The organism is Desulfococcus multivorans (assembly GCF_001854245.1).
Classification (GTDB): Bacteria; Desulfobacterota; Desulfobacteria; order Desulfobacterales; family Desulfococcaceae; genus Desulfococcus; species Desulfococcus multivorans.
On record NZ_CP015381.1, the window covers coordinates 4219947 to 4246775 of the forward strand.

General features: G+C 56.8%; 30 protein-coding genes and 1 pseudogene. 13 read left to right on the forward strand and 18 right to left on the reverse strand.

From position 1 onward, the window contains the following. Positions 1-18: 18 nt before the first annotated feature. From dmul_RS18435 to dmul_RS18450, 5 genes and pseudogenes are all read right to left on the reverse strand, one after another. Complete coding sequence (locus dmul_RS18435) at positions 19-321, reverse strand: DnaJ family domain-containing protein (RefSeq protein ID WP_236886000.1); 303 nt, start codon at positions 319-321, stop codon at positions 19-21. A 22-nt stretch (positions 322-343) separates the two neighbouring features. After that, positions 344-421, reverse strand: a pseudogene (locus dmul_RS21010) (DUF1992 domain-containing protein); the annotation flags it as partial. A gap of 191 nt (positions 422-612) precedes the next feature. Further along, positions 613-1419 (reverse strand): DUF3786 domain-containing protein, encoded by an 807-nt coding sequence (locus dmul_RS18440; RefSeq protein WP_020878844.1) that lies wholly within the window; start codon positions 1417-1419, stop codon positions 613-615. Between the two features lie 192 nt (positions 1420-1611). Then, positions 1612-2013 (reverse strand): Hsp20/alpha crystallin family protein, encoded by a 402-nt coding sequence (locus dmul_RS18445; protein ID WP_020878845.1) that lies wholly within the window; start codon positions 2011-2013, stop codon positions 1612-1614. 15 nt (positions 2014-2028) lie between these two features. Then, the gene (locus tag dmul_RS18450; protein WP_020878846.1) at positions 2029-2490 is read right to left on the reverse strand and encodes an Hsp20/alpha crystallin family protein; all 462 of its coding nucleotides are present in this window, start codon (positions 2488-2490) and stop codon (positions 2029-2031) included. A gap of 763 nt (positions 2491-3253) precedes the next feature. On the opposite strand from dmul_RS18450, the gene dmul_RS18455 reads away from it, so the two are divergent. The 4 genes from dmul_RS18455 to dmul_RS18470 all read left to right on the forward strand — a co-directional run bounded on the left by dmul_RS18455 (position 3254) and on the right by dmul_RS18470 (position 4920). Beyond that, positions 3254-3538 (forward strand): hypothetical protein, encoded by a 285-nt coding sequence (locus tag dmul_RS18455; protein ID WP_020878375.1) that lies wholly within the window; start codon positions 3254-3256, stop codon positions 3536-3538. A 26-nt stretch (positions 3539-3564) separates the two neighbouring features. Further along, entirely contained in the window at positions 3565-3837 is a 273-nt protein-coding gene (locus tag dmul_RS18460) for a GIY-YIG nuclease family protein (RefSeq protein ID WP_200809343.1), read from the forward strand. 342 nt (positions 3838-4179) lie between these two features. Then, complete coding sequence (locus dmul_RS18465; protein WP_020878377.1) at positions 4180-4410, forward strand: KH domain-containing protein; 231 nt, start codon at positions 4180-4182, stop codon at positions 4408-4410. An 81-nt stretch (positions 4411-4491) separates the two neighbouring features. Then, positions 4492-4920, forward strand: a complete 429-nt coding sequence (locus tag dmul_RS18470; protein ID WP_070962372.1) for an RNA recognition motif domain-containing protein — start codon at positions 4492-4494, stop codon at positions 4918-4920. A gap of 75 nt (positions 4921-4995) precedes the next feature. On the opposite strand, the gene dmul_RS18475 is transcribed toward dmul_RS18470, so the two are convergent. Both dmul_RS18475 and dmul_RS18480 read right to left on the reverse strand, forming a co-directional pair. Continuing rightward, positions 4996-5199 (reverse strand): hypothetical protein, encoded by a 204-nt coding sequence (locus dmul_RS18475; RefSeq protein WP_020875386.1) that lies wholly within the window; start codon positions 5197-5199, stop codon positions 4996-4998. Positions 5200-5225: 26 nt separating this feature from the next. Next, positions 5226-5516, reverse strand: coding sequence for a hypothetical protein (locus tag dmul_RS18480; protein WP_020875385.1), 291 nt, complete (start codon positions 5514-5516; stop codon positions 5226-5228). A gap of 275 nt (positions 5517-5791) precedes the next feature. Here dmul_RS18480 and dmul_RS18485 point away from each other — a divergent pair, with 275 nt between their 5' ends. The 7 genes from dmul_RS18485 (at position 5792) to dmul_RS18515 (ending at position 12186) form a co-directional block, all read left to right on the forward strand. Beyond that, positions 5792-6298, forward strand: a complete 507-nt coding sequence (locus dmul_RS18485; RefSeq protein ID WP_020875384.1) for a hypothetical protein — start codon at positions 5792-5794, stop codon at positions 6296-6298. A 52-nt stretch (positions 6299-6350) separates the two neighbouring features. Beyond that, entirely contained in the window at positions 6351-6977 is a 627-nt protein-coding gene (locus dmul_RS18490) for an MBL fold metallo-hydrolase (protein ID WP_020875383.1), read from the forward strand. 159 nt (positions 6978-7136) lie between these two features. After that, positions 7137-7760: a (2Fe-2S)-binding protein gene (locus dmul_RS18495; protein WP_020875382.1), complete on the forward strand. Its 624-nt coding sequence runs from the start codon at positions 7137-7139 to the stop codon at positions 7758-7760. A gap of 8 nt (positions 7761-7768) precedes the next feature. After that, positions 7769-10099, forward strand: coding sequence for a xanthine dehydrogenase family protein molybdopterin-binding subunit (locus dmul_RS18500; protein WP_070962374.1), 2331 nt, complete (start codon positions 7769-7771; stop codon positions 10097-10099). A gap of 3 nt (positions 10100-10102) precedes the next feature. Further along, complete coding sequence (locus tag dmul_RS18505) at positions 10103-11074, forward strand: FAD binding domain-containing protein (RefSeq protein WP_070962376.1); 972 nt, start codon at positions 10103-10105, stop codon at positions 11072-11074. Positions 11075-11094: 20 nt separating this feature from the next. Next, positions 11095-11502, forward strand: a complete 408-nt coding sequence (locus tag dmul_RS18510; protein ID WP_070962378.1) for a threonyl-tRNA synthetase editing domain-containing protein — start codon at positions 11095-11097, stop codon at positions 11500-11502. A gap of 9 nt (positions 11503-11511) precedes the next feature. After that, positions 11512-12186 carry a class I SAM-dependent methyltransferase gene (locus dmul_RS18515; RefSeq protein ID WP_070962380.1) on the forward strand — a complete coding sequence of 225 codons (675 nt, stop codon included), beginning with the start codon at positions 11512-11514 and terminating at the stop codon, positions 12184-12186. A gap of 16 nt (positions 12187-12202) precedes the next feature. Here the strand turns inward: dmul_RS18515 and dmul_RS18520 are convergent, their stop codons facing one another. The 5 genes from dmul_RS18520 to dmul_RS18540 form a co-directional block, all read right to left on the reverse strand. Then, positions 12203-12709 carry a DsrE family protein gene (locus dmul_RS18520; protein WP_020875498.1) on the reverse strand — a complete coding sequence of 169 codons (507 nt, stop codon included), beginning with the start codon at positions 12707-12709 and terminating at the stop codon, positions 12203-12205. 93 nt (positions 12710-12802) lie between these two features. After that, complete coding sequence (locus dmul_RS18525; protein WP_200809344.1) at positions 12803-13243, reverse strand: hypothetical protein; 441 nt, start codon at positions 13241-13243, stop codon at positions 12803-12805. Positions 13244-13862: 619 nt separating this feature from the next. Then, entirely contained in the window at positions 13863-15608 is a 1746-nt protein-coding gene (locus dmul_RS18530; protein ID WP_020875468.1) for a hypothetical protein, read from the reverse strand. Between the two features lie 122 nt (positions 15609-15730). Beyond that, complete coding sequence (locus tag dmul_RS18535; RefSeq protein WP_020875467.1) at positions 15731-15943, reverse strand: hypothetical protein; 213 nt, start codon at positions 15941-15943, stop codon at positions 15731-15733. A 152-nt stretch (positions 15944-16095) separates the two neighbouring features. Further along, entirely contained in the window at positions 16096-17211 is a 1116-nt protein-coding gene (locus dmul_RS18540) for an NADH:flavin oxidoreductase (protein WP_070962382.1), read from the reverse strand. 318 nt (positions 17212-17529) lie between these two features. On the opposite strand from dmul_RS18540, the gene dmul_RS18545 reads away from it, so the two are divergent. Further along, a complete protein-coding gene (locus tag dmul_RS18545; RefSeq protein WP_020875450.1) occupies positions 17530-18129 on the forward strand; it encodes a sigma-70 family RNA polymerase sigma factor in 600 nt (199 codons plus the stop codon). Between the two features lies 1 nt (position 18130). After that, a complete protein-coding gene (locus tag dmul_RS18550) occupies positions 18131-18436 on the forward strand; it encodes an anti-sigma factor family protein (protein ID WP_070962384.1) in 306 nt (101 codons plus the stop codon). Positions 18437-18585: 149 nt separating this feature from the next. On the opposite strand, the gene dmul_RS18555 is transcribed toward dmul_RS18550, so the two are convergent. From dmul_RS18555 to dmul_RS18575, 6 genes are all read right to left on the reverse strand, one after another. Beyond that, positions 18586-19329, reverse strand: a complete 744-nt coding sequence (locus tag dmul_RS18555; protein ID WP_070962386.1) for a TVP38/TMEM64 family protein — start codon at positions 19327-19329, stop codon at positions 18586-18588. A gap of 80 nt (positions 19330-19409) precedes the next feature. Continuing rightward, positions 19410-19640: a hypothetical protein gene (locus dmul_RS18560; protein ID WP_020878371.1), complete on the reverse strand. Its 231-nt coding sequence runs from the start codon at positions 19638-19640 to the stop codon at positions 19410-19412. 106 nt (positions 19641-19746) lie between these two features. Next, positions 19747-20166, reverse strand: a complete 420-nt coding sequence (locus dmul_RS18565; protein WP_020878372.1) for a hypothetical protein — start codon at positions 20164-20166, stop codon at positions 19747-19749. A 365-nt stretch (positions 20167-20531) separates the two neighbouring features. Then, positions 20532-20783: a hypothetical protein gene (locus dmul_RS20380; RefSeq protein ID WP_144016619.1), complete on the reverse strand. Its 252-nt coding sequence runs from the start codon at positions 20781-20783 to the stop codon at positions 20532-20534. After that, the gene (locus tag dmul_RS18570; RefSeq protein WP_020878373.1) at positions 20768-23395 is read right to left on the reverse strand and encodes a CARDB domain-containing protein; all 2628 of its coding nucleotides are present in this window, start codon (positions 23393-23395) and stop codon (positions 20768-20770) included. The genes dmul_RS20380 and dmul_RS18570 overlap by 16 nt, the downstream gene beginning before the upstream one ends. Before the next feature lie 299 nt (positions 23396-23694). Beyond that, positions 23695-26829 (reverse strand): DEAD/DEAH box helicase, encoded by a 3135-nt coding sequence (locus dmul_RS18575; protein WP_070962388.1) that lies wholly within the window; start codon positions 26827-26829, stop codon positions 23695-23697.

The following is a 26829-nucleotide window of genomic DNA, read 5'->3' on the forward strand; positions in this document are numbered from 1 at the left end:
TATATCCTTCGGAATAAATCAATCTGGGTTGTTTTTCGGGGGGACATGCCGGGTGGTGATCTGATCCGCGACCTTCCCCAGATATTTCTGGGGCACTTCGAAAACCACGTTGGAGTTCCGCATGGCGTTCAACTTCATGATCAGAAAATTGAGCTTCTTCATGACGTGATATTTTTCCGCCGTATCCGCCATGCCGGCCAGCAGGTCCTCGGTTTTGAGGATTTCCTTTTTCAGTTCGATCTCCGGCGGAAGGCAGTCCGCGTTTTTCAAAATCTTGTGCGCCAGGCGGAGTTCTTCGGGGGATATGACCGTCGTTTTCAAAAACCAGCGGCTTGCCGGAACCCGGCAAATTATCGAAATCTCCCTTGAGTTGGGCCGCCCGGATGCGTTCCTCGATAATCTTTTCAAAGCCAGTGAGCATAATCTGTTTTCCACCGAATTTAAAGACTCAAATCGTCGGACGCGCCATGGGCGACGGCCGGATGAATTTAATAATTATATCATCCAAAACATTTTTTTCAAGAGCCAAAAAGCCGTCCGTAAAGACCCGGACGGCTTTCCTTCCCCGCCGATTCAGTAGCGGCTCAGTCCAACAACCGGACGGATTCGGTCTCAGGAGAATCCGTGGCGCTGGGACAGCCGTTCAAACATCAGGGCCAACCCCGCGCCAAGCGAAAAAATCGACCCGATTTCAAGGTTGTCGGCTCCTTTTTCATCAAAAAAGGTGTTGAGACTCGAGGCCAAACCATCCTCGGGCTTCCAGTAACAGATCATCATGGGAAATTTGGGAAGCGGATGAAGCACCACGGAAATATCCGATTCGAACGCCTCCGCCACCTGACGCCCCCCGAAGATGTGAACCATGTCGTCGAAAAGGTCGGTGTAATGATCGGCCACCTGCTTCATGGCCGCTTCACAGCGTTTCTGGAAGAGCGGGTATCGCTCCTGGCCTTCTTTCAGTTCACGAAACGACACCCAGCGGCCCGACGGCGTAATCCCTTTCCCGTTCAGGACATAATCGAGAAACGGAATCGCCACCCAGGGATTGACGTGGATATCCGCCGACAGATTTCCTGCGGCATCCACGCTGAAGTCCTTGCCGAGCACCTTCAAGGTCAGACGTCCGTCGGAAAAACGCCCTCCCAGGCGCTCGGCGGCCGCCGAAAGGTCAATCCGGGCGACCTGCTTTTTCAGATCCGCCAGATAGGCGTCCCGGTTCTGTTCGATGCTGTTTTCATGTTCAGACTTTTCTGAAAAGCGCTCGATGGTCTCTCGATCGAGCTTAGGGCACTCCTCGATGCTTCTTCGCCCCAAGTAAACGGCGCCGGCAAAAGCCAGGCAGGTTTTCTCCATGCATTCCCTGCAATTGGATTTGTCAAGCACCTGAAATATCTCCATGGCGTTTTTGGGTTTGGGCATTGAAACAACCTCCTTTCTCCCTCGGGTCGCGACCGCGAAGACTGTCCGCGGCCAAACCCGTCTGCCGTGCTCCAAGCGGATACTATATTCATTTATAAACAATATCAAGATAATAAACTTCATTTTGCGCGGTTCACCCAAAAAACAGAAGCCCGGCGACCATCATCGCCGGGCTTCTGTTTTGGCGACCCGTCAGCTGGTGATGCTGATCTTTCGCGGCGTCGCTTTTTCAACTTTCGGCAGAACCAGCCTTAAAACACCGTTCGTGAGTTTGGCTTCGATCCTGCTTTGATCGATGACCTCCGAAAGGGTGAACTGCCGATAAAACTTACCGACGGCATATTCCTTGAGGATGTCCTGCTCATTCTCCCCTTTGCCGGATACGACTTCGGCCGAAAGGGTCAGAATGTTCTCTCTCAGGTCGACGTCCAGATTATCCGTTGAAACCCCCGGCATATCCGCCAACAGGACAATCTCCTTGTCGGTTTCGAAGATATCCACCAGCGGGCTGAAAACCAGGCCCGGCCGAGTCTGTTCCGCTGGAACGTTGACCTCCTGTTTTTCTCTCACCTGGAGTTCTCTGGTTTCGCTCATCTTGTCCTCCTGTCGTTATTTGATGGAAATCTGTCGCGGTTTCGTGGCCTCGGATTTTGCGATGGTCACCGTCAGCACGCCGTTGGTCAGGCCGGCGCTGACCTTGTCCATGTCGGCCCCGTTTGGCAGGGTGACGATTCGAGAGAATTTCCCCGCCTCCCGTTCACGCCGATGATACCGGACATTGTCTCCTTCGGCCGGGATCCTGCGCTCGCCGGAGATGGTCACGCTGTTGCCGGCGGCCTGAATATCGAGATCATCGGCCGCCATTCCGGGAAGCTCCGACCGGATGTAGAAATGATCCTGATCTTCCGTCACGTTAACGGACGGGAATACACCGGCATGCAGCCCCGGCCATCCGGACCGGAAGAACTGATCGCCGAAGAGCCGATCCATTTCACGCTGCATCCGTTCCAATTCCGCAAACGGATTTCGCCAACCCAAGCCTGGAAAATCGAACAGTCTTCTTGCAGTCATGGTGCAATCCTCCTTTGTGTTGATCCTCTTGTTCGTGATCTTCAGGTCCACGATCACGTGCCTGAGAATGGGTTAACGCTTGGTTTTTCAGGCCTTGTGTTCAATACCCTCATTTTTTGTTTCTAAAATAATTATCACAAAAATTTTGTCAATATAATTTTTTACTTTATTATTACATTACTTTTTATATAAATTTATTCTAAGTAATAAAATGATATCTGCGTTATCGTCGTGATGTCGTCGTAAACGCCTTCCCGCAGACATTCAAATCCTGTCGACAACCCTCAAACCGCAGGATAGAGAGTGCCGTTTCCCTGAATCATGAAAAGCCTTTTCAACTATATCAATAACAATTTAAATGCGAAACCGATATGGAAACGCCTAATCCCTGTATCACCTGTGGTGTCTGTTGCACCTATTTCAGAGCATCCTTATTTTTCAGAAGCTGTTATTGATGTTATCTTAAAAACTGATTATAATATTTTATTAAACTTTCGACTTTCATAATGGCAACCGGAAAAAGGTGCCGGGAGGATACGGCCCGGGCCCCTTCAGCGGTGAGTTTTAGTGCCGCTTAAGCGCCGCGGAGGATCAGCGGCCCGGACTGTTTGAGCGCAGCGAGTTTCCGGGCCGCCCGGAGCAAGCTTTAGCGGCACTTGAACGAAACCGCGTGGGGCGCGGGCCGTATCCTCCCGACACCGGCCTATGAAAGTCGAAAGTTGAGTATTTTAAAAAAGGTATTACCGCCGAAAAGGAAAAACCGATGACCGGACCCCAAAATCGATGGATTGTGCGGAATCGATCGGTGATCGGCCGTTCAGATATCAAGGCCCGCTTCATCCGTCATCAAACCAACATCCGAAAATCCCCTGTCAAGGTCGATGTCAATGGTCGGTTCGAATTCCCGAAGCTTATCCATAATCCCTCCGGCCGGGAGATGGATCCACTCCGGGCGACTTTCGGCAAGCGCATTCACGGCACCGTCAAGCATATCCGCGTCGAAGGCGGCAATACCCATTCCGGCGCGTCGAACCATCGTTTTGCATGAGTCCCCGCCGGGATTGGAATGTCTATATGATTCGGTGCACGGACGGTTCCCTGTACACCGGCATCGCGACGGACGTCCAAAGACGATTCCGGGAACACCGAAGCGGTGGGGTGAGAGCAGCGAAATATTTTCGGGGACATCATCCCGAGGGGATTGTCTTCTCGCGAAAAGTGGGGTCCCGGCGGTCGGCCCTGATGGTGGAGGCGAAAATCAAAAAGGCCTCCAAGCAGGTGAAGGAGGCGTTGATCGCCGACCCTCCGCTGATCGATCCCTGGATGCCGACCGGCTGCAAAGGATGAATCACTTTCGACCACAATTCGTTTAAATAGGTTGCACCGGATTCTTATTTTAGTTTATGATCAAAACAAAGGCGATATGTGCGATGCCGAAAATTGGATATGCCCACGGTACAATCCGGATGCGACATCGGCACAACCGAAACCTTCCAAGATTTCAAACATGACCGTTATTACCGCCCGATTCGAGTTCTGCCGTCTGAACGGCTGAAAGACGCTGATTGAACAAAACCCGTCACGGATAACATTTTTCGATCGAATTCTCATGATAAAGATCGCAGAACACAGCCGTATTGCAGCGACGGATTTACCGTCTCGGCAGACGGCGCTAATGGAGACGAAGTGATGAAAGAACTGATTGAACGTATCGCAAAGAGCCTTGTGGATGATCCGGAACAGGTAACGGTAAAGGAAATCATTGGAAAACAAACGATCATACTGGAACTGAAAGTTGCCAAGGAAGACATTGGAAAGGTTATCGGGAAAAGCGGACAGACCGCCAATGCACTGAGAACTATTCTCAGTGCCGCTTCGGGAAAAGTGAACAAACACTATATTCTCGAAATTATCGGGTGAGCCCACACGGCCCCGAGATCGGCGACAAACGCGCCCCTGCCGGGATTGTCGCGTTGTCGCCCAAATTTAAGGAGAAATCTTATGAAAATCTATGTTGGAAATCTGTCGTACGATGTTACCGAAGAGGATTTGAATCAGGCGTTTCAACCCTTTGGCCAGGTCGAATCCGTTGCCGTCATCAAAGACAAGATGAGCGGCCAATCCAAAGGGTTCGGTTTCGTGGAAATGGCCTCCAAAGCCGAAGGACAGGCTGCCATCGACGGCCTCAACGGCAAGGAATTCAAAGGTAGAACCCTCAATGTGAACGAGGCCAGACCCCGGAGTGACAATCGCGGCGGCTACGGCGGTGGCGGCGGTAAAGGCGGCGGCGGTGGCAGAGGCGGTTACGGCGGCGGTGGCGGTAGAGGCGGCGGCGGTGGCAGGGGTGGCTACGGCGGCGGTGGCGGCGGTGGCGGCGGCAGGGGTGGCTACGGCGGCGGCGGCAGAGGCGGTTACGGCGGGGACCGATAGGGATAGCACCCACTCCGAAAAAGAGTCGGCGCCTTTAAATCGGCAGGTCTCGTAAGTTCCCCAACAAAGGATTCATCAACAGCATCGGTTTTCAAAGGGGATGTGGCAAGGACTTACGAATTCCCCGTTTTGATCCATTATATAGCAGCAGCAGAGATCGGGTTTCTCCCGAAGGGCCTCCTCCGCGATGGGACACGCGCGGAGGGGTTCCGTACCGGCATCGATCTCGCCGTCCGGATCCCCTCTGCCGTTCGTGACGAAATGCAGGGTATCGTTCATGGTTCGGTCCTCCGTTCCAACCTCACTCATAAGCTCATGTTTTCACAGAAAGGTTCGTTCCTGAAACGTTTGTCTTTGCACAGAACCTTTCTGTAGCGGGCGAGACCTTCCAGGCATTTTCCTCCGGCGCTCCTCACCTCGATACGGATCACGCGCCTGTCCCGCCCCGCTTCTCTGGGCTCAATGGTAATCCTGCCGATGTGGGTATCCGTATTGCGCTCGAATTCTCCGAGTACGGTATTCAACGCATCATTCAAGACCACCTGGGTCAGTGCGGTGATCAATTTGTCATCGCATTTGACGGCATTGTTTTTCATGGGGTCTGATTCCAATCGAAACGTGTCAACGGCATTCTGAAAACGCCTTTAAGCATCATGTCAAAACCTGCACGTTTTGAGTCGTCACAGGTTCTGGTTCCAAATATCCGGGCTCCGTATCAAGTGTAAGCACATGAATTTGCATGTCAACGTATCGACCCCCATAGTCCTCCGTTAAACGCCCCAAGTCTGGACCGCTCCAAGCTTTTGCTTGATGTATCAGCCGTTATCCGATAAAAGTAGAACGTCTCGAGCGGCGATATAAGGAGATCATCATGCGCAGAATTACGAGAGAGGTTATATTTGAAACGGAAAAGGGTTGTTGGAACGGTGATCAACGCCTGAAAACCGCAGGGCTTCTGCTGTCACACATCAAGGCGGCACACACCGATGACGGCCACATCACCGGCTGCAGGGCTACGATCGCTTTCAGGAAAATCGACGAAACAGACCGGATCGAGCGATACAGGGTCTTTTTCCCCCCGCTCCTCGACGGGAAAAATATCCTCGCGGCACTCGAGAAAAATCTATGTCCCTTCTGCGAAATCGAGCGGGCGAAAGAGATGGCGGCGGCATGCCGCCGAAATGAAGACAGCGGCCGCGGACCGATTTATATCCCGGAGAATTCAGAAGATCGTTACGAAATCGACGCCGCCGGCCGACTGTCGAGACAGCGGGCCACGGCATCCGGCGGCCGGCGACCCCGAGAGTGGTTCGATTTCACCAAAGGGTTCTGGTTCACGGATCCGGACGCCGTTCCGGTTTCAAAACCCGACCGTTGAATCGATATTCGCCAACCGGAACATGACGCCCAATACACAAAGGAGAATGATCATGTTATCTGACGTCTTAAGCAAGATCAAATGGCTGGGTCACGATGGTTTCGAGATATCTTCAGACGACATTCGGCTCGTCGTCGATCCCTACCAGATCGAGGACGGCGAACCCGCGGACATCATTCTGATCACTCACCCCCATTTCGACCACTGCTCGGTCGACGACATCGAAAAAATCCGGACACCCGCCACCGTCTTTGTCACCGAGGCCGAATCCGCCAGAAAACTCACCGGCGACGTCCGGGTCGTCAAGCCCGGGGACCGGCTGACGGTCATGGGCATCGATATCGAAGCCGTTCCGGCTTACAACACCAACAAGGATTTTCACCCGAAGAAAAACAAGTGGCTGGGCTTTATCATCACCATCGACGGCGTCCGGATCTATCATGCCGGCGATACGGACCTGATCCCGGAAATGAACGACCTCTCGGTGGACATCGCACTGCTGCCCGTATCCGGCACCTATGTCATGACCGCGGCCGAGGCTGTCGAGGCCGCCGGAAAGATCAAGCCCAAGGTGGCCATCCCCATGCACTACGACGCCATCGTCGGCACCCGCGACGACGCCGCGAAATTCAAGGCCGCCCTTTCAGGGGTCTGCGAGGTCGTCGTTCTGAACAAATAGGCACGCCGGCCCAGGATGCCGCGCACGGCAGACCGGATATTGACTCACGAGAGCGGCTTTCATAATAATGCCTTGCGAACATCGACATTCGAGCCGATCTCAAGCGGCATTCGGCTTAAAGCAATTTGAAAATTCTCATCAAAACGTTGGAGGGCTCCCATGCGAGATGAGCACGACCCCAAGAATCATGGCGGCCGGGGGCTGACCCGCCGCGGCTTCCTCAAAACCATGGGCACCGGCGCGGCGGTCGCCGTTGCCTCCGATTCTCTCGTCGGCTTCGGCACCGCAGCCGGGGCCGCCACGCCGGAAACAACCGTCGCCGTCAGCTTCACGGTCAACGGCATTCGCCGCGACATGGTCGTTGAGCCGCGGTGGACGCTCCTTCACATCCTCCGGGAAAAGCTCGGCATCACCGGAACCAAGCCCGGCTGCGAACGAGGCGAATGCGGCGCGTGCACCGTCCTTGTCGACGGCGTCGCCCGGTATGCCTGCCTGACCCTTGCGGCGGAGGTCGACGGCCGGGAGATCACGACGGTCGAAGGCCTCATGGACGGCGAACGTCTCGGGCCTGTCCAGCAGGCATTTGTCGAACATGACGCGTTCCAGTGCGGCTATTGCACATCCGGTCAGATCATGGCCGCCGAAGGACTGCTGCGCGCCAATCCCGCTCCCGGGAAGGACGACATCCGCGCGGCCATGAGCGGGAATCTCTGTCGCTGCGGCGCCTATCCCCACATCACGGCAGCCGTGTTGCGGGCTGCGGAACTCAAGCGGAAAAAATGAGGTGAACCTTGGCTGATGAAGACAAACGCATTTTCGAAGCCCCGGAATCGCCGGTGCCCGAAACGCCCCGCCCCGGAGAACAGCCCGCCCCCTGGGGCAAGACCCGCGTTGTCGGGGCGCCTCTCCCCCGGGTCGACGCTTATGAACGGGTGAGCGGTTCTGCCGTCTACCCTTCGGACGTGAAACTCCCCAACATGCTGCACGGGGCCATTCTGCGATGCCCCCACCCCCACGCCCGGGTGGTTCGGATCGACACCACGCGGGCAAATCGCATGCCCGGCATACATGCCGTCATGGACGGCAGTTCTTCCGGCGCCGAGCTCCTGTGGACCTATACCGGGTCGGGAACAACCCTGCAGACGAAAATATTCGACCCTGTCTGCCGTTTCGAGGGTGAAACCGTGGCTGCCGTGGCTGCAGAAAGCCCTTACCAGGCCCGGGATGCCCTTCGCGCCATCGACGTCACCTATGAGGTGCTGCCCTTCATCTCCGACGAGCGGACCGCCCTGGCGGCTTCAGCTCACCCGATCCATCCCGGCGGCAACCAGGTGGGTCAGACCGAGACGTACGCCAGAGGAGATCTGGACAAGGGATTTGCCGAAGCCGACGTGGTACTCGAACAACATTACCGGACCGCCTGCGAGATCCACACTCCCCTGGAGCCCCACGGTTGCGTCGCCAACTGGGATGGCGACCGGTTGACCCTATGGGAGTCGACCCAGGGCGTCTATGCCGTTCAGAAGACGGTGGCCGAAACCCTGGGCATGCCCTTGTCCAAGGTCCGCGTCATCGGCCATTACATGGGCGGCGGGTTCGGCAGCAAGCTCCAGCCCGGGAAATACACCGTCATCGCCGCCCTCCTCGCCCGGATGACCGGACGACCGGTCAGGCTGTTCCTGAGCCGGGAAGAGACCTTTCTGGCCGTGGGCAACCGCCCGGCCAACACCATGACCCTCAAGGCCGGCGTCAAAAAGGACGGCACCCTGACGGCCCTTGACTTCACCTGCATCGGATCGGGGGGCGCCTATCCCTTCGGCGGCGCCCTCGTCGTCGATTGGCTGATCCGAGACCTCTATGCCTGTCCCCATGTCCGGACCACCGCTACCGACGTCTACATCAACGCCGGTCCGGCCCGGGCATTTCGCGCCCCCGGCCACCCCCAGGGGGCCTGGGCGCTCGAGCAGATGATGGATGCGCTGGCCGAGGCCATTCAAATGGACCCCGTGGCGTTCCGCCTCAGGAACATTCCGCAGGTCAGCCAGGCCAGAAAAGGCAACCCGCCTTACGGCACGCCGGGATTCGAGGAGTGCCTGAAACGGGGGGCTGAGGCCTTCGGCTGGGACGAAGCCCGGAAGTCGGCCGGGGATTCGGGGCCCATCCGCAGGGGAATCGGCATGGCCGCGGGCTTATGGTCCTCCGGCGACGGCAGGCCGCCGTCAACCATCATCCTCAAGCTCTTTGCCGACGGCAGCGTCAATCTGAACATGGGCGCCAGCGACATCGGGACCGGCACCAAGACGGTGATGGCCCTGGTGGTGGCCGAAGAGCTGGGGGTGCGGCCCGACGCCGTCCAGATCGAACACGCCGACACGGGCACCACCCAGTTCGCGACGCCCAGCGGCGGGAGCAAGACCGTTCCCACGGAAGCGCCGGCGGTCCGCGCCGCCGCCGTGAGCGTGAAACAGCAGCTTCTGGAGATGGCCGCCCGGAACCTCAAGGTCGACGCCGCCGAACTCCGCTATATTCCGGGCGCCGTCGTCAGCCGGAACGACCCGTCCAAACGCATCGCCATAGACCGGATCTCCGGTGTCAGGATGGCCGGGGGGGTCGTGGGGGTGGGATACCGCGATCCCAACCCGCCCAACCGCGTCATCAACCCCTTCGCGGCGCAGTTCTGCGAGGTGGCGGTCGACACCCGCACCGGCGAGGTCCGGATCCTCCGGTTCCTCGGCGCCCATGACAGCGGCCGGGTCATGAACCGGCTCACCTACGACAACCAGGTTTTCGGGGGCATCACCATGGGGATCGGCCTGGCCATGACCGAAGCCCGCATTCTGGACGGGAACCAGACCGGAAAGATCGTCAACGGCAATCTGCATACCTACAAGGTTCCCACGGCCATGGACGTGCCCGACGACATGGTCTCCCTCCCCATCGAGATCCCCGACGACGAAGCCAACACCACCGACGCCAAGGGCCTGGGGGAACCGGTCACCATTCCCACGGCACCGGCCGTCGCCAACGCCATATACAACGCCACGGGCCTCAGAATCACCGAAACCCCCATGGACCCGGTCCGGCTCTGCGGTCTTCTGGCGGCCCAGCGAAAGGAGGCATAGCCCATGATGCCCAGTTTCTCCTATGTCCGGGCCGGAACCCTGGACAAGGCCGTCGAGGCCCTCGCCCGGGACGGGGCCTGCCTTCACGCCGGCGGCACCGATCTCGTCGGGTGTCTCCGCGACGGCATTCTGGATCCTGCCGTCGTCGTCAGCATCTCACGCCTGAAAGAGCTCGCCGGCATCCGTCAAACGGCGGAGGGGGGCCTTGAAATCGGCGCCATGACGACCATCCATGCGGTTTCCCAGAGCCCCGCCGTCCAATCGGGTTACCCGGCACTGGCAATGGCTGCGGCGGCGGTGGGAAGCCCTCAGTTGCGCCACCAGGGAACCATTGGCGGCAACCTCTGCCAGAAGCCCCGCTGCTGGTATTACCGCGGAGATTTTCCCTGCCTGAGGAAAGGGGGCGATCTCTGCTACGCCGTGGACGGAGAGAATGCCCACCACTGCATCCTGGGCGGCGAGAACTGCTACATCGTCCACCCCTCGGACACCGCTCCCGCCCTCGCTGCGCTGGGGGCGATCGCCGTCATCGCAGGCCCGGACGGACGGCGGAGCGTCCCGGTGGCGGCATTTCACGTACCGCCCTCGGACGATTACATGAAGGAGACGGTGCTGGGTCCGGGAGAAATCCTCACGGGGATCCGTCTCCCCCCGCCGCCGGACGGTCTGCGAAGCCTCTATCGAAAGGTGCGGGCGCGCCGCGCCTGGGACTTCGCCCTGGCCGGAGCGGCCGTCGCGCTGCAGAGCAGAAACGGCCGGACAGCCCAGTGCCGGATCTTTCTGAGCGGCGCGGCGCCCGTTCCGTATCGCGCCGCCGAGGCGGAGGCGATCCTCGTGGGAAAGGCGCTTGATGAACAAACCATCGCCGAAGCGGCCCGGGCGGCGGTGAAGGATGCCGCGCCCATGAGTGGAAACGGCTACAAGGTCCCCATGTTCATCGGCGTCATCGAATCAGTCCTTGGAGAAATGGCCTGACGCAACGATAAGGAGATGTCGTGAGAGTATTGTTCTGGTTCTGCGAAAAATTCGCCTGGAAGCCAACCCTCAAGACCCTCGAGGACGCTCCCGACGCGAGCCCCGACGAGCGAAAGCGGGCTGTGGTGGCCTTTATCCATGTCGAACCCCGGGACGTGACGGAGGACAGCTCGGCTGAAACCAAGCTCGTGAAAAACGCCAAATGGGCGGCGCGGAAATGGGAGGTTCAGGAAATCGTCCTGCATTCCTTTACCCATCTGGGGGAGGCCAAGGCCGAGCCCGAGCAGGCCGGGGCCCTCATCGACCGGGCCCGCGAACGGCTGCAAAACGCCGGGTACACCACCGTCAAAACCCCCTATGGATACTTCAACGATCTGTCCATCGAGGCGCCGGGGCATCCCCTGGCCCGGATTTTCAAGGAATTTTAAAGCACTGCCATGCGAAAAACCAGACAGAAATATTACGACTTCTTCTCGAAATGGTATGACGGATTCATCGCCTTGCACGCCACCGACAAGCAGGGTGTCCTGCGGGAGATCCTGGCGGAACACACCGACGCCGGACCCGGCGACATCGTTCTCGACATCTGCACGGGCACGGGTGCGGCCCTGCCGCCCCTGACCCGACGGGTCGAAGGCAAAGGACTTGCAATAGGACTGGATTTTTCCTCGGGTATGCTCCGGGCCGCCGGGAGGAAGACGACAAGGTTCCCTCAAGTGTGTCTGGTTCAGGCTGACTGCGAACGGCTGCCCTTCAGGTCCGGGGTCTTCGCGGCCGTCACCTGCTCCCACGCCTTCTATGAACTGAAAGGCGACACCCAGACCCGCACCCTGGCGGAGATCCGCCGATGCCTCAAACCGGGAAGACCCTTTTTGATGATGGAACACGAGGTGCCTGAAAACCGATTCGTACGCCTCCTCTTCCATATCCGGCTGCTCTCCATGGGCCGGAAGCGCGCCCTTCAGATCCTGAGACACGAACAGACTTTTCTGGAACGGCATTTCGATCGGGTAATCAAAGTCGCCACTGCCACCGGCAGATCGAAAATCTATATCTGCACCGGATCAACACAGGGAGAGGCTCGGTTCGACCCGCCGGGAGCTCCGGTTTAACAGGATACGTTTCGGATCAATAGACCGGCACCATGGCGTAACCGCGTTTCTGGTAGCCAATGGATGAAATCCAGCCGTTGGGAACCTGCATCAGCCCCTTCGGCAGCGACGCGGAATCCACCCCGAAGTAATTTGCGGCAAACATGCAGACCTCCAGTCGAATCCCGTCCCCGGCCATGTCCTGGAGAACCTGGTCGAAGGCTTCGAGCGACTTCTGATCCTCCGCGAAAAAGCCGTCCCTGTTTCTGGCAAGAAGCTTTACCGCGCTCGCCATGAACACGACCGCGAAATCGGGCTTGCCGGATACCGACCGGATTGCCGCATCCTTGTAGGTGTCGTGGATCAGCTTGAGGTGGACCAGGGCCGACACGGGGTTACCGTCCCTGAAGTCGAACATCGTGCTGACGGATGAGACGTCTTTCAACGCATCGTAGTCTTCGGCCGCGACGGATAATACCGGCGCCCAGAACAACGCCAGGGAACACAGCAGAACGGTTATGTATCGTTTCGATCTTTTCCGCATTTGGATACCTCCTTTTCTTTTCGAGTCGTTGCTGGATAGCGGCGAACAGATGACACCGTCCTGCCGCAACGGAAAATTCGATCGGCCCGGAAATCAGCTCAGGGTCGCCAGTGCTGTTGCGACACGATCGCGCTGTCCCGGCGTCATCAGCTTTTCGTAGACGACCTGGAACCGGGGATGCCCGACCCCCGAAAAGATATATTGCCAGCGATAGGCCCGGAGAACCCCGGTTTTGATGCGGTCGATCTCTTCCGTGCGGAAGGATCGGCCGCAGACGTTCAGGAAATACGCTGCATCGGCCAGGCTCTGCTGCTGCAGGATGCCTTCCATGTCGCCGACAAGAGCGATCAACTCGTCAACGGCCCGGTCCCGTTCCCCGGTGGTCAGCTTGCTGTTCTCCCGGGGCCACTCCAACTCGTCCATGATGGCGTGGGTGGTCTCTTCCTTCCAGTGAGTTTCCCAGCCAATGGCCGCGCGTGATCTCGAGAACTTTCGCCGTGATGAATCGTTCCACGAAGCCGAACATATTGGCATAGGTCCGCCCCTGGATCTGACTGAGAAGCCGCTTTTCATCGTCGTTCAAGAAATCGAATTCAGCCACCTTGGAGATGCCGTCGGGAAGAAACTTCTGTGAAAAATCAAAACGCCGGCCCCGAATCACGTCCCGGTCGATATCCCAACGGACACGCTTGGACACTTCGATGCACTTGGCATAACGATCCACATCGATCGGATAGGTTGACACATCCATCTCTTCACCTTCCTTTATTGACGGTTATGTAGGGTGAGCAGCAGCGACTCTTTTCAAGCCGCTGTCTTCAGTAGGACATGCTGAGTGAAACCGATCTTGAAACCGGCACGCGACGGTCGGGCCAACGTCACTCCCGTACAGCGATAGGAGACGGCATGACGACGAATGTTCAGGGGGAGAGTCTTTGCAGGAAAATCAACCGGAGGCGCTGTTCAATCTGGAAGCGGCCGTTTTATTTATGAAACGATACTTATTCTGAAAAACTAAATCTGATGGACTCGATTGTCAACACTCGGGCCGGGCAACTTTTATCTCCCGCCCCGACACATCACGGGAAGCGGCGTCAGGTATGGCCCCCCCATGCCGTAACCCCTCAGACCGGCCGAACACGAGGAAAGGCTCTCATTCAGGCCGGGGTTTCAGGATATAAACGTCCGCGTGGATGCCGTTTTCCCGGAGGATGGTCCGGGATCCGACGGCGGGGTATTGGGCAAGGGCATGCAGAATCGGCTCCACCACCTTGCCGGAGAGATAGATCATTTGATTGGCATCATCGGCCTTCCCGGTCATGACGGCAAGGGAGATGACCCACTTGATCAGATCGCCGGTCCTGGCGGCGGCTCGATCGAGCCGGAGGTAGGCGGCCTGGTTGTTGGGGTCGGTGAGGCTTTTGTCAACAGCGCCGAAGAAGGGTGAATCCGAAAGATTTTTGCCAACGGATTTTTGTGCCAGAAGGTCTTTGAGAAACCCTCGGCTGGAGGCTGTCACCAGAAAACCGTCCCGGATCGCATAGGCGGGGCTGATGTCTTCGCCGAAGGGAAGGGGTACGTAACGAATGAATCCGCCTTCGTCGGTCTCGGTCTTCATCGCCACCCCGAAATTGCGAACAACGGCTTCCATCAGTCGGTGGATAACCTCGGGCTGTCCAACCTCGGCCAGAAGGGCCAGTTCGGGAACAGGGAACATGGCGCCGATTCGGATGTCTTGAATGATGACGGCCACCTGGCGGCCGAAAGCGTTGACGGCATCCTCGAAGTCGACCCCGGTTCTAGCCTCGAATTCATTCCGGAATTCCGCTGTCTCCTCTGCATCGAGACGCGAAAAATCCAGAACGGATGCCAGGATCTGATCCAGATTGTTTTGCCAACCGTAGTAAAGAACCGTTTCAGGCACCCAGGGAAGGGTACTGTTGGTTTCCGGCGCCCCCCCCAGCAACCGCGCCGCCTCCGGCGACAGCTCGGTGGGGTTGTATCGAATCCGCCATCGGTGATGGAGCACCTGTCCATTGTCGGTCATGACGGCGCCGATAACGGGTCCGGCCTGATTGAACCCCTTCCAGAGCTTCTCGGCTTCAGCCGTATCGGCATCACCGGTGTTTTGACGGTTTGCCGCACCCAACCCTATATCCAAAACAGCATGGAGATCGATGTAGACAAAGCACCGACCCTCGGCCGGCGCCGAAAGCTCCGTGCGCAGCGCGGCATAATCGTCGGACGCGCTCAACGGCCGGAAAGCGTCCGCCTCCCGGTGCCCCAGGCAGCGGACAATAGGCTTCGGATCCATAGCCACCAGCCCCAGGCCGCGATGGACGGCGACGAAAAGGGGCCGGCCGTCTCCCGTATCGACCCTGTCCATAAGAACACCTTCCGTGTTTTGGGGCGTTATGGTCACGTCTCCGGAGAACATCTTCCCAACCCACTGGATCATCTCAGCCGGCTTTTTCGGCCGCAGCACCATGACGGCGGATTCATGCCAGAGCCTTTCCGAAGGTACGCGCAGGGATGCCGGGTCCGGCCGCATGACGGCCATGACCGCAAGGTCTCCGAAGAGGATGTCGAACCAGGGACTGTCGACGCTCGCCTTGAGCAGGGATTGAAGCCGACTCACCCGCTCGATTTCTTCAGGATCGGCGTTGAAGGCGCCCATGCACGCCGGCAGGTCGATTCCTGAAAAAGCCTGACCCAGGGGACCGGCCCTGAACGCATCCACGCTTTCCTTCAGGTGGACCGCCTCGATCATCACCAGGGTATCCTCGGGCAACAGCTCCGCCGGCTGAATATCGGGGGCCGTCGGTCGATTCAAATACCAGACGACACCGCCTCCGGCAGCAACGGCCAGCAAAACAACGATCACGATGGTTTTTTTCATTCAAGCGCTCCATATGGGATTTTCATCGGGGTGGTACCTGAGGCATTATGCGCATACGACATCGACTGCCGCTCACGAAGGCATGGATAGATGGACATCCGGGGATGGGGTGATTGCAGTGACTACTGGGTTTGATTTTCGGCCGTCTTCGCTTCCCTGAGCCTGTTTTCCCAATAGGTCCTGAAATCGGCCGCATATTTCCGGACCCAATCGAAAACGGCTTCGTTGCCCAGGTCTCTCATCGCCTTTTCCGATTCAATCCACTTGTGCTTGAGGATCTCATCGACCTGCAGATGAAGGATCATTTCCCGACTCAATTGTTGCATATTGTTCATTGTGGTTTTCCGCCTGCAATTCTGGTGTCGTTTCGCTACACTTTTCCATCGGTTATATTAATGGGTTGCGGTTCCGATGTCAATGGCCGGGGAAAAAAATCATTGTGCATCGACGGGCAGCAGCCCCGGAATCCGTTTACATCGACGGCCGGCTATGCCTCCCCCTTTTTCTCCCGTTCCTCCAGCACACAGTATATCCCCCGGCCTTTCATCGCCGGCCTGAAGCAGAGGTTGTCCGACCGGCATGCCGCCATGGCGGTGTCTCCGGACCGCCAGCGCCGGATCAACTCCGGCTCGCGAATCAGCGGCCGGCTCATGGCAATGTAATCGGTCTGGGATGAGGCGACCAGTTGCTCCGCCGTCGCCAGGGACCGGATGCCGCCCACCAGAATCAGGGGCGTCCTGATATGAGCCTTGTAATCCCCGGCGGCATCCCGGTAAAAGACCTGCCGGTCGGGGGTGTCGAAGTTGCCGGGCCTGACCGGGGTGTATCTGCCCGAATAGCGGGTGCCGCCGCTGAGTTCGACGGCATCGATTCCTGCCTGTTCGAGCATCCGGCAAACCGCCGTCATGTCCTGTCGGCTGAAGCCGCCCTCGACAAAATCCTCCGAATTCAGCTTGATGAGCACCGGAAAGGTCTTGCCGACGGCTGCGCGAACGCGATCCAGGATCTCGAGCACGATGCGGGCGCGGTTTTCGATGTCGCCGCCGTAAAGGTCCTGACGCCGGTTGTAAAAGGGCGACAGAAACTGGCTGAGCAGGTATCCGTGGGCCGCATGGAGCTGAACCCCGTCAAACCCGGCCTTTTGCGCTCTTGCGGCTCCTGCGGCAAAATCGTCGACGACGGCGGCAATGTCCGCTTCGGTCATTTCCAGGCAGACGGGGAATTTTTCCCCCTGAAGCACCGAAGGCCCCATCGCCGGAAGTCCCGACAACTCAGCGGCGGCATGGATGCCGGCGTGAGCCAGCTGAACGACAATCCTGCCGTTTCGGGCGTGAACCGCCGAGGCCATCCGGGTAAGCCCCGGCAGCATGCCGTCGTCGTGAATTCCCATCTGTTTCGGTCCGGCCAGCCCTTCCCGGCTGACATAGGTATGACCGGTGATGATCAGGCCGACGCCCCCGTCGGCCAGACGGGTCATCAGATCGATCAGGCGAGGGGTGCAGGCCCCGTCGTCATCGGCCATTCCCTCCCAGGTGGCCGAGCGCACAAAACGGTTTTCCAGGGTCAATGACCCCAGGCGTGTTGTTTCAAAAAGACCGGACATGGCTCTCCCTTTCCGGAATAGTAACGGTCTCGATCTGCTGCAAGCCGTTAAATCCAAGACATGCATGAAATTATGAACCGGCGCAAAAAATACTCGAAACACTCATCTTTTCAGTGTATTATATGTTCGATTAAAAACCATAATCCCGTCAAGAAAGAATATTTCGAGTAATACGGATTATCTACAAAAAACTGAAGATTCGCAAGAAAAAAATCAATACGCGAACCCGCAGAAGAAATTGGAAAGATCAACCGATGCTTTCTGCGTCAAATATTCATTATGATGTTAACGACCGCCACAAAGAAGAAAGAAAAGGATATGACGGAGCCCCATAGGGAGTTGCCGGACCACCCTGAAGACTGGGTGGATCAATATGGAGATGCGCTATACCGGTTTGCCGTAGCCCGCGTCAAGGACCCTTCGATCGCCGAAGAGCTGGTGCAGGAGGCCCTTGTCTCAGCCCTTGGGTCACGCAAATCCTACAAGGGGATGTCTTCGAGAAAAACGTGGCTCACGGCCATCCTGAAATACAAGATCGTCGATCACTTCCGCAGAAGCCGGCGGGAATCCGCAAACGAGAATCTCGACCGGATCGACGCGCACGACACATCTGGAGACGATCTCTTCAATGAGAAGGGGGGATGGTCGCTCCTGCCGCCCAGGTGGCAGACCGATCCCGGAAAGATTCAGGAGCAGCGGGAATTTCTGGATATCTTCTACCAATGCCTGGGCGAGCTTCCCGAACGGTTGGCCAGGGTCTTCATGCTCCGTGAGATGGACGGCGCCGAGACCGGAGAGATCTGTCAGGAAATGAAGGTTACCCCGACCAATTCATGGACCTTGCTTTACCGCGCCCGCATGGGGTTGAAGCGGTGCCTTGAAGCCCGGTGGCCGGGTGTCCGCACGGAAAGGGGATGAGATGACGGAAAAAATCCAATGGATGCCGAGCTGTCGCGATGTGAGCCGCATGGCCTCCGAGGCCATGGAGAGCAGGCTTCCTTTATCCCGAAGGATGGCGATGTGGGCCCACCTGATGATGTGCCGATATTGCCGCCGCTTCAGACATCAGCTCTATTTTCTGAGGAGCTTGAGCCGCATCGATGAGGAGGCCGTACCCCATTCCGTGGAGGAGCCGGCCGCCCCAGGGCTCAGCCCGGAGGCGCGCGATCGGTTGAAAAAAGCCGTTCAGCAAAGGGTTGGGAAAGGGATTCCCACAGCAAAGTAGACGCCCCGGACCCGCCATCCCTGTTGCATGATAGTGCCGAAGCGGCAGCACCATGAAGTCGCCAACACCATCATCAGCAGCGCCGCCATCCACACTCAGCCCCAGGAGGCCGGGTGGGGACGGCGGCTTCTATATTATTCAAGATCTCCTCACGGGTCACTTTTTTTGGTGGCCGACTCCTCTTCCGCAGTCCTCCGGAACCGCCTTCGGTAAAGCGCAAGAAGCTTCCTGACGGTGATGGGAAACAGGCCGAGAATGGCGAAGGACATCAAAAGCCCCGGCGAGAGAATGCCGGAGAGGGAGTCGATCCGGGCCAGCTCCCTGCCTGCGTTGACATAGACAATGGTCCCGGCCAGCATGCCGACCTGGGATACCCAGAAAAAGGTGAACAACCGCATGCGGGTGAGCCCCATCAGCAGGTTGATGACAAAAAAAGGAAAAATCGGCACCAGGCGAAGGGAGAAAAGGTAGAAGGCGCCTTCTTTCTCGATACCGGCGTTGATCGTTTTCAGCTTGTCGCCGAATTTGTTCTGAACCCAATCGCGCAGAAGAAAACGGGAGACGGCACAGGCCAGGGTGGCGCCGATGGTGCTGGCAAACGAGACCGCAACCGTCCCGACCGCCAGACCGAAAAGGCCGCCGCCGGCCAGGGTCAGCACCGCCGCCCCCGGCAGCGACAAAGCAGTGACCGCGATGTAAATGCCGACGTATGCGCCAATCACCGCAAGCCGGTGTGACTGATAGAGCGCGTGAAACCGCTCCTGGGATGATTTGATATACTCGAGAGAGAGGTATTCTCCCAGGTCGAAATATCGGAAGACGAAAATGCCCAGCAGGAGAAGGCCCACCAGAACGGCCTTGCCTTGCCAGGTGTTTCTTTTTCTCTGAGTCATTGCTGTGGACCCTTTCTTCGGCGGTTATGTTGCACACAGATCCGCGACCCAATGGGAATAGCCTATGCTGTCCGGCGAAACTACCGGTATGCGTCTCGATTGGGTGGCGCAGGACAACCGTTTCGTGAAATCGACTCCGAACGGCCTTCCACCAGCACAACATCCCCTTTTCGGATGACACGGTAGAGGTTCGGCATGTTGTTGATGATCCGTTTATCGTAAGGCAGAGAAGGGGTGTCCATCCGTCGGAGAAGCGTTCGGATCAGAGATCCCAACCGGTTTCCGGGCCTGTTGTCGACAGTGATGGACATGATCGCTCCTGATCCATGAGGTTACGGGGCTTGAACGGCTTTGACGCACGCCCGTGATGAAACTGCCCCCTGCCCGCAGGGGGCAGAGCGTTTGGGGACTGACGGCTCACAAAGGCGCCTTCAGGGCACCGACCATATTTTTCATGTCTTTCGGGTTGTTGGTGGGGTGCAGCACCACCATGATCATCGACCATTTGCCGAAGGGCGCTTCATTCAGGGGCGCGCTGTAGTTGCCGTTGCCCCATGGGTCCGTCCGGAACATGTAGGGAGCTTCACCGGCGCCCGCTTCACGCTTTTCGGGTTTCATGTTGACAAACCATACGGTATATACGGCGCCGGGTTTGAGTCCTCGGGCCTGAAGGCTGATATGGCGCTCATCGATCAACACGGTCCCGGTAGCTTCAGGATGTTCGGGCGTCGGTTCGAGAACGACCGTTCGGCCGCCCCCGGAAGCCCAGCCTGAGGTAAAAAGAAGGATACTGAGTATGCAGACAAGGATACTCCGCAAGATTCGATTCGTTTTCATGGCGATCTCCTCTGCATTAAGGTCCGTTTCTTTCGACCTTCTTCAGGTCGGTTTGGGTTGTGACGAAGAACGGTGCCTGGTGCCTGCATATCCCGCCCTCCAGTTGACCCTTTCGTCGGTTGACGCCGCGATTCCTTGCGAGGATTTTTCACAATGACCTGGGTTTGGGATTTGTAAGCAGGTCACGAAGGCCAACAAGGTCCGGATCGACCGGGGTAAAATAAATGTCGTTGGCAGTCCGGATTGATGCGCTTGTTGGCAAGGATCGATTGTTTAGTGATTTATAGTGAGATTTGTCTTTTTGGATGTTTTTAGAAGAGGAGCATCTTCAGGGAAAAAGTAATGAACCTATCGTCGTGTAAAATCTAGAGTGCTTCAAGAATCACATCAAGAATAACCATGACAGACAAAATACAGGCCAATAGCGCTACATCGTAGTCTGTTGTCAAACTGTGAAAATTTATTTTTTGAGAACAATGCCCTTGCAGATAACCGGAAACCTGATCTCCCTGATTACGGCCACTTTCGGATGATAAAATGCCAACAAACAAATACGGCAACCCGAAGGTTGCCGCGACAAGTCTCTTAAAGCAAGGTTCAGTTATTTCCTCTTGCATCCTACTGTCCTGGTCAAGTCCAAACCGGTTATCTGCACGCCCTCTAAAGTCTTACCGATCAGGACAGCCTCAGTGTCGCCACAGACGATGCCGGTATCAGGGATATTGAAACGTAGAATCAGGTCATGGATTCTGTCCTTGTTGACATCCCGCCACTTGTAGCGCAGCGGCTCAGCTTCTTCAGGTCCGAAACGCACGCTTGTCACGTCGATGTCCCGCGGGTTGAAGCCTGTAGACCGATCGGAAAAAACGGCTACCCAGACGGCGCCATGGGAGCGTGGATTGATAACGTTCCGTTTACTCCCCGGTTTGATGTCAATGGGAACGATAATTTCATTGGGCACAATACTTTCGTTGACATTCAGTGTGACCTGGACAGATTGCGGATCCTCCATCTCTCCTGTGCCCGCATCTATACCAACAAGAACATGGGTTGTGTATACGCCCGGGGGAAGCTCACAGCTGTCGACGATGAAGGTCAGCGGTCCTGGGGGATACTCGTCGATGCCGAGCGCGATATCCGGAGAGGGGATGGTCCTGAGCCAGGACACCTCTGAGCGCTTCACCTTCCAGAAGTGGGGCGTGGTGCCAAGTATATCCACTTGGATATTCTGCGGGTCCGGGCTGTTCGACCCTTGCGTGGCTGAGAACGATACCGTGCTCTCGCTCAGGCGTAGCTGCGAATCTCCCTCGGGAAAATAGACATCGTGAACATAGATCCCGGTGTGTCCGCTCCAATAGGCGAGATTCAGGTCTACCACCTCAAGCCATGTATAGCGTGTATCTCCTGAAGGGTGACGCAGCTCAATAAGAGCGATGTTGTACAAGATATGACCTTGTTCAGGATCGCGAGGAGGCTCTGGTTCAGGGAATGGTTTACTGCCCAGCGAAAAGATACCGCGTGAATCGGTAGTGCCGAAGATGTCGGGCGCGTTGTCGATGTATTGGCTGTATGGTCCAGAACGTCCGTCGCCCGCTTGCGCTTGGTACACTGCAACAGAGGCGCCTTCCAAAGGCCGATCTTGTACGTCGAGAAGTCGAATGTCTGTCTGCGCAGGAATTTCATGGAGGTAAGCGCCAAAGACGCGGTGAGTGCGATCTCCCATACGCCAATACTTGTTGAGGTAATATGTGGAGTGATCTGAAAGAACGGAGTACGGGGAAGCCGAGCGCATCAGATCATATATCCGGCTGTTAACGTGAACTATGTCAAATTGGAGCTTAGGGAGTAACGGTGTGCCGGCGATTCGATTGCCGCTGGAATCCAGCACGTCGACATCAATATCTTGCACATCCATCCCATAGTGATCAACCAACCCGAACATCTGGTGTCCGAGCTCGTGGATAACCCACCAAGGGACGCCAAGCCAACTTTCAGGGGCCCCTAAATATTCTTCTGTAGAGAACCCCCACTGACCATCGGACGTCGTCTCGAACGGGGCGTGTGAAAAATTCAGGTTAAACAGCGTTCCGTCCGGTACAACCTCGACTTTGTCCAGCCGAACTCTTGTAAATACGCCTCTCGAAGCAAGTGGATACCTGGAGTAATCAAACATCCAGTTCATCTGTTCAGGTATTTGTCGCGCCCAATCTTCCCAGGAGTATGTGCCCAAGGCATTCTCACGTTGGTTGAACTCGTCATAGACGCTTTGCTCGACCCAAAATGCGAGGGGCAGCGCGTCGGTAGCATCTTCAACACCGTTGTTAGCGTCGGACAACTCCTCCAGAAGGTTGCGGGGATCCGCCTGAAAGGCAATATAATGGCGGCTCGTTTCCCATTCCCAAACGAACTCCACGGTCCTGACGCCTTGGGGCGGGATGCTGTCCAACACGCCGCCTGCCTTCACTGCGCCGTCGACTACCCACTCATACTCGAAGGACCCGGAGTCCAGGGCCCCCTTATTGACGATGTGCGCCGTGAATATGACCGCTTCACCTATGTCGGGCCAAGGCTTGGCCGAATCCCACTCATAGCGCGGATATCGACTGATGTAGGTCACATTCAAATCCACACCTTCAGAGACGTCCACCTCTGTCCACAGTTCCAATTCGGGGATGTGTACGTAGTTGTCACCAACAGTGCGGGTGACTGTGAAGCGCCAAATACGCTTGTCGATCGACTCTGGAAGAATCACGGAGTCCCAGTCGCCTGCAACGTCGAAGCGATCGGGAACGACCAGCTCATATGAGTCGGTCTGATTATCCAGATCGAATTCGTTGTCGGCAGCTTCAAGGCGCCAGCTGTTGCTGTCGATCGCGGGGTAGCCAGGTTGTCCGAGCAATACCCTGATCCTTCTGACAGACTGAGTGGTGAGGAAGGCGGCCTGTATAAAGGCGGGATTGATATTCGCGGATCGAAATACCGTGTTCGAGTTGTTGTCAAATGCGCTGGCGGGTTCGCCGATGTCCCATTCCGTAGCCGTCAATGTCGCCGCGTCCCGCACGTTGATTTTGCGCAGTATCGGCGCGTCGGCCGATTCATCCGCTGTGGCGGCTGGGCTTATTGCACAACCATGCCCGATCTGCGAGTTATCGTCCGGACAAATCGACAACACCACATCGGGGCTGAAGGAAAGGCAGAATAATACAAGAAACCCCATCACGAGATTCATGATTATACCTCCGCCATAGGGATAAAAGAATAATTTTTGCAAAAATTTTTATTAGAAAAAAGGAAGAGTTGTCAATAGCAACACCACCGACATATTAGAAGACTCTCTTTTTAACGACATCGATAGGCAATCTTGCTCATACGTTTGCGTGCTGTTAGCGATAGCTGTCAAGACATATGTCGCATTTTTTTGAAAAAGACTTGCATAGAGGTTGTTTGCCCGTCTGAATTCTGCTATCTTTTTTTATCTCTCGGCACCATGGTCAAGCACTTTCTTACAGGTCTTCCTCATTTAAAACATCACCCACCGCGCCTGTTTTCTTCAAACATATCCACCGGCATTGGATACCGCAGACGCCAAACCATCTTGATCGGTCTTTCGCTCTCATAGCTCACCCGCTCCGCCGGCCCAAGGAACATAAAGGGCACGGTACAGCCGTTACGTTTCTTCTGGTCGCGGGCAAAGATGAGAATGGTGTAACCCCGTGGCTGGTGGTTAACCAGGTTCTGCCCGGTATTCGATTGCCGGCTGGTTTGCGATTGAGACTCCCAATGCAGCAGTTCCCGGCTGATGGGATAGTCAGCATACATGGTGCTTGGGGAGAATTCCTTTTCGGTCTTCTGAAAGGTGATCAACAGGGCATAGACCTTTTTGTCCGGGAAATGAAGAACGCCGACGCCCGTCTGTCCCGCACGGCTCAAGTCTGCCATACCAAGAGCCGCCTTTATGTCCTTGAAACCATACCGTGCATGCAGTTCGAGCAAACAGGCAAACGGCAATTCCGGCTTGATGCCGCCTGCCGCGGTCTCCTCCTTGGCCCAGTCAAGGATTTCTACCAGATCGTTGAGAATGGTGGGATTCCGGCTCAGCCGGTGAAACGATTCCGCCAGGGAATGAATACCGAGGCGCGGTCCAGTCTCGGCCCACAGCCGGTAATGGATGAAAAGAATGGCGTCTCCAGCCGTCTGCAAAGCGGCATTTATCTGCCCTTGCGCCAATAATCGGATGACGTCTTTCAACCGTTTGATCTCGTCCGGACCGTTGATGAAGGTTGCCCGCACCAAGGCCTTTTTCAAAACAGCAAGATCCGGATCGGCCGGAACCGGTGTCAATTGCGCCTTTGCCTTCCAGCCGCTCCAGCTTTCGGCTACCAGCAACCGCTCGGGTTCATAATCATGATAGCGCACGAAATTGCCGAAGGTGGGTTTCCGGCCTGTCTCCACAGTGAAAGTCTGTAAGCGCTCTGGAACCTGGGCGGCAAGATTGCGCAGATTGGCCCGGATATTCTCCAGCACATATTGCCGGGACTGCCGATCGAGCTGGATCGAACAGCCGGCCGGAAGATGAGGGAAATCGCTTTCGACCTCGCGGTCAATGGCATAACGGTGTCTTGGCAGCAGTGCCTTGAGCTTGCTGTCCATACGATAATGCCGGTGCACCTGGCCGACAAAATCGAGTACTGTAAGACATTCCTTGCCGGGTGCATGCCGCAGCCCCCGGCCAAGCTGCTGGAGGAAAACAGTCAGACTTTCAGTGGGTCGCAGGAACAGAACCACGTTCAAAGTCGGCAGGTCCACGCCTTCACTCAGCTTGTCAACGGTAAACAGAAAGGCAAGACGGCCGGATTTCAGGTTATCGAGCAAAACGGCACAGTCGGCGCTGCCCACGTCGGAGACAAAGGCGGCTGACGGGATGCCCCGTTTTCTGAACATCTCGGCCATGAATCGCGCGTGTTTGATGGAGACGCAGAAACCCACCCCTTTGACCGTTTCCAGGTCCGATTCGTATCGTTCAAGGGCAGCCAGCACGACATCGAGACGCTGCCTGGCCTGGATGTGGGAGCCGGTATAAACCTTTTCCAACGCATTTTCGTCATAGCGGCCGTATCTCCAGAAACGGTCTTCACTGATCGCCACCGGATCGGCCACCCCGAAGTAATGGAATGGGCAGAGCAGTTTCTCCTCCAGGGCCTCGGGAAGCCGTATTTCAGCGGCAAACCGATTACCGAAGTCGGCAGCGACATTGCCGCCGTCCATCCGCTCCGGGGTTGCCGTCAAACCCAGCAATATCTCCGGGGAAAAATGTTCGAAGAGCGGTCGGTAACTTGCAGCGGTGCCGTGATGTACCTCGTCAATGACGATATAGTCGTAGAAATCGCGGCCGACCTGTTCCCATAACCGGCGGCTCGTGAGCATCCCCACCGAACAGAACAGGTGGTCCAACCGTTCCGGCCGATAGGGGCCGGACAGCAGTTCGCCGAAGTTGTGGTCCCGGACCACGTTGCGGAAGGTTGCCAGGGCCTGCTGAAGGATTTCCTGGCGGTGAGCAATGAACAGCAGGCGGGCCTGCTGCTTTTTGAATTCCCTGAACCGTTTGTAATCAAAAGCCGCGATCACCGTCTTGCCGGTACCGGTAGCGGCGATCACCAGGTTCCGATATTGGCTGCGGATGACACGCTCCCTTTCCAGGGCTTCCAGAATGCGTTCCTGAAAAGGGTGAGGGCGTAGATCAAAAAAGACGGCGGCTTGTTGGGTGCCGATGTTGCGGGCCTGGGCAATCGCCTGGCGGAAGGGGTTGGGGTTGCCGGGATCGAAAGGGATGAATTCACGGCTGTTCCAATAGGTCTCAAACTCGGCACTGAACTTTTCAAGGATATGGATCATATCCTGAGCGGTTACCTTCAGGTTCCATTCCAGGCCGCTGGTCATCGCTGCATGGGCCATGTTGGCCGAACCGATATAGCCGGTGGAAAAACCGGAGAGCCGCTTGAAATGATAGGCCTTGGCATGGAGTCTGGTCCGGTTGGTGTCATAGGAAATCCGCACCCGAACATTGGGCATGGCCGCCAGCCATTCCACTGCCGGCGCGTCGGAGGCGCCCATATAGGAGGTCGTGATGATCCGGACCGGCACACCGCGTTCCCGCAGATCCTCGAATCCCGGCATCAGCAATCGCAGGCCGGACCATTTGATAAATGAGATCAGGATATCGACCTCGTCGGCAGAGCGCATCTCCTCCAACAGCTCATGCACCAGCTGCGGCTCCCTGGAGGAACCGGTAAAGAGGCTGCTTTCAACAATGGAGGTCTGGGGTCGAGGGATACCGGGCCGACCATAATGCGGTGGTGTGACTTCAAGGAGCAGAGACTTAGGGGCGACAACCAGTTTATGATTATGCAGATGGCCTATTCCAGCCTTATCCGCCAACATCCCGATGATGCGGTTGCAAAGCGCCAATCGCTTCCCGGGGTCAGCCTCGCAGCGCAGGGCCTGTTCAAGAATCTTTGCCACAAAGGCGGCGTAGCGCGCCGGTTGTTCCTCGCTGTCGATCTTCTCAAGAACGGCTCGCAACTCGGGGTTTGCGGCCAGGATTTTCTGCAGGGCACTATCCAGCAGGGCATCGTAAAGGCCTGGGGCAGGCGGCGTATGCGTCAT